We start from the raw sequence: 3399 nt of genomic DNA on the forward strand, positions 1-3399 counted from the left end.
GCGCGAGATCATCGCCGACGGCACCGACGGCATCCTCGTCCCGCTCGACGACTCCGATGCCGTCGACGCCTACGCCGACGCCCTGCTGAAACTCACCGGTGATGCCGCCCTGCGCCGCCGGCTGGGCGCAGCCGCCCGGGAGGCCGCCCGCCGCTACGAGCCCGCCGCCGTCGCCCACCGCTACGAGGAGCTCTTCGAGGAACTGCGCCCCGGCAGCACCGCCCCCGCCGCCCCCGCCAGGAAGGGCGGGCTGCTGCGCGGCCTGTTCAAGCAGAAGACAGCGCCTGTGCAGAAGAAGACCGAGACCGCCCATCCCGAGGCCCGCTGCGCGGTCGGCGCCGACGGCTCCCTCGTCGTCCGGCTGCGCGCGGACCAGCTCACCGCCGCCGACACGCATCTGCTGCTGCGTCACCGCGGCAGCAAGGGCAAGGAAGCGGTGCGCGTCGCCCTGCCCGAGCAGCGCAACGGCGCGGACGGCTGGGTCGAGGCCCGGCTCGAGCGCGGGGCGCACACCCTGTCCGAGGGGCGCTGGGACACCTACACCGAGCGCTCCCGCGACAAGAGCCGCCGCCGGCTGGCCGCTTCGCTCGTCGAGCAGAAGGCCCTGCTCGGACTCCCGCTCGGCCACGGCCCGCAGGGCGTCACCGCCTGGGTGCCGTACGAGACCAGCGACGGCTACCTCGCCCTGCGCACCTGGCTGCGCCCCGAGCACGCCGAGGCGACGGAGGTCCGCGTGGACGGCGAGGGCATCACGGTCTCGCTGGAGGTTCTGGGCACCTCCTTCGGCGAGGGCGCCGAACTCGTCGCCCGGCTGCGCGGCGCCGACGGCTCGGTGGGGGACGTCCGGGCGCCTCTGGAGAACGGCACCGGCCGCCTGCCCTGCGCACCGATGAGCACCCGGCGCGACCCGGAGCAGGACCTGTGGGACCTGTGGGTGCGCCCGGCGAAGGGCGCTGCGGTGGTGCGGGTCGGCCGGATCGCGGGCGACTTCGCGGACCGCAAGGGCGTCGACACGTTCCCGGCGGCGGTGCACGGGGACGCGCTGCTGCGGCCGTACTTCACGGTGACGAACGACCTGACGGTGAGTGTGAAGGACGCGGCGGCCGCGGAGGCGGACGCCTGACGGTCCGGCAGCGCGGTCCTGCGGCACTGCGGCACCTGCGGACGGAGGACGGCCGGGGCCGCCACCCCCCACAGGAGTGGCCCCGGCCGTCCGCCCGTTGCGAACCCTGGCAGGGCACGCATTAACTACAGCGCCGTAGACGGAAAATTCGTCACACCCTCGCTCGCCCGTGCGACAGCGTTTCTGGACGTGGGCATGTCTATGCCCGTAACGTGCGGGTCCGCGCCGTTCGGCGCACCTGTTTCGCGTGCCGGTACCCGGGGGGTCAGCAAGATGTTTCCGTGCGGTCGCTGCCGCGCCGTCGCCGTGGGGCCGGACGGCCGTTGTGCGGCGTGCGGGGCCGTGGGGCTGCCGCCCGCGCCGGCCCCCGCGTATCCGTACCCGTACCCGGCGGCGCCGATGGCCGCCCCGGCCGGCGGCATCGACCTGCGACGGGGCGTGCGTATCGCGCTGACGGTGCTGCTGGTGCTGAACATGCTCCTGCTGCTGCTCCTCGTCGTCGCGGCCGGCAACGAACGCGCCGCGCTCGACGCCATGCTGAGCAACGGCCTCACCGACGCCACGGCACGCAAGGCCGACGATGCCGACAACGCCGCCTCGGTGCTGTCGCTGCTCCACATACTGGCGTTCCTCGCGGCGGGCGTGCTCTGGGTCGTCTGGTTCCGCAGGGCGCGCCTCAACGCCGAGGTCTTCGCGCCCGGTACGCACCGGTTCGGCAGCGGCTGGGCGGTCGGCTCGTGGTTCACGCCCGTCGTCAACCTCTGGTTCCCGAAGCAGATGGCGAACGACATCTACCGGGCCAGTTCCCCGGCGGGACCGCAGGCCGCCCCCAAGGGACTGCTCAACTCCTGGTGGGTGCTGTGGATCACGGCGAACGTCATCAGCTCGATCGGCAGCACGATGGAGGCCGTCGCCGCGGCGCGGATGAAGACCGCGACCAGGGGCGGTCACTACAGCCTCGACGACTGGCGCAGCGACGCCGGGTCGCTGAAGTCCGCCCTCGCGGTCCAAGGACTGTCGATGCTGCTGCTCGCCGTCGCCGCTCTGCTCGCCCTGCTCGTCGTGCGGCAGTTGTCGCGCATGCAGGAGCAGCGGGCCGCGCTGGGGCCGCAGTTCGCGCCGCAGTTCGCCCAGCAGTTCGCGCCGCCCGTGGCCATGGGCGCCCCCGCGTGGCCCGGGATGCCGGCCGCCCCCGCGCCCTATGGCGCGCCCGCCCATCCGCCCGTGCCCCCCGTGCCTCCCGGACCGCCGCAGAATCCTTTCGGCAATGGTCCGGCGGGCTGCTGAACAGCGGAATCCGCTCGTGGTGCAGGATGAGAGGGTGCAGGGGGACGACACCGAGCTGACCACCGCGGTGCACGCGGCACAGGGCGGCGACGAGACGGCATTCCGTACGGTGTACCGCTCCGTCCAGCCCCGACTGCTCGGTTACGTCCGCACGCTGGTCGGCGAGGCGGACGCGGAGGACGTCGCCTCGGAGGCGTGGCTGCAGATAGCCCGCGACCTGGGACGGTTCAGCGGCGACGCCGACCGGTTCCGCGGCTGGGCGGCCACCATCGCCCGCAACCGCGCCCTCGACCACATACGGATGCGCGGCCGCCGCCCCGCGATCGGCGGCGACGAGACCGAACTCGCCGGCCGCGCGGGCGACGCGGACACCGCCGGGGAGGCCCTGGAGGCCCTCGGCACCGGACACACCCTCGCCCTCATCGCCCAGCTGCCGCAGGACCAGGCCGAGGCGGTCGTGCTGCGCGTGGTCGCCGGCCTCGACGCCAAGAGCGCCGCCGGGGTGCTGGGCAAGCGCCCCGGCGCGGTGCGCACCGCCGCGCACCGCGGCCTGCGCAAGCTGGCCGAGCTGGTGACGGCGGGCGGGGGACAACAGGAGGCAGGGGCCGACGCAGTCCCCGGACAGCGGCAGGCGAACGGGTCGCCCGGGAGCGGAAACACCGGAAGCAGTGCTTCTGCCGGTGTGACGCAATTGCGCGCGCGGACGCAGAAGGACATGTGATGGCCGACGATCGCCGGTACGACTGGCTGGATGACGACGCCGTGGAGCGGCTGCTGCGCGGCGAGGCCCTCGCCGGCACCCTGGCCGGGGACACGGCGGACGACCGTGCCCGGGACGGTGCCGCGCGGCTGGACGCCGCCCTCGGCGCGCTCCGGGTCCCGGCCCCCGCGGACGACGCGCCCCTGCCCGGGGAGGAGGCGGCCCTCGCCGCCTTCCGGACGGCCCGCGCCGCCGAACGGGACGCGGCCGCCGGATCCGCCGCCCCCGT

The 3399-nt window shown here is 74.7% G+C and carries 3 protein-coding genes and 1 pseudogene; all 4 read left to right on the forward strand.

Annotated features, from left to right (window positions below; genetic code table 11):
* On the forward strand, positions 1 to 1123 hold a 1123-nt coding region (locus HG542_RS31960), incomplete at its 5' end, for a glycosyltransferase (protein WP_368857192.1).
* Between the two features lie 342 nt (positions 1124 to 1465).
* Positions 1466 to 2410 carry a DUF4328 domain-containing protein gene (locus HG542_RS35715; RefSeq protein WP_268256416.1) on the forward strand — a complete coding sequence of 315 codons (945 nt, stop codon included), beginning with the start codon at positions 1466 to 1468 and terminating at the stop codon, positions 2408 to 2410.
* 16 nt (positions 2411 to 2426) lie between these two features.
* A complete protein-coding gene (locus HG542_RS31970; RefSeq protein ID WP_229922537.1) occupies positions 2427 to 3131 on the forward strand; it encodes an RNA polymerase sigma factor in 705 nt (234 codons plus the stop codon).
* Positions 3131 to 3399 (forward strand): annotated as a pseudogene (locus HG542_RS31975) (hypothetical protein); the annotation flags it as partial. The gene HG542_RS31970 and the pseudogene HG542_RS31975, both read left to right, overlap by 1 nt.

It is taken from the genome of Streptomyces morookaense, from assembly GCF_013030945.1.
GTDB classification, from domain to species: domain Bacteria; phylum Actinomycetota; class Actinomycetes; order Streptomycetales; family Streptomycetaceae; genus Streptomyces; species Streptomyces morookaensis.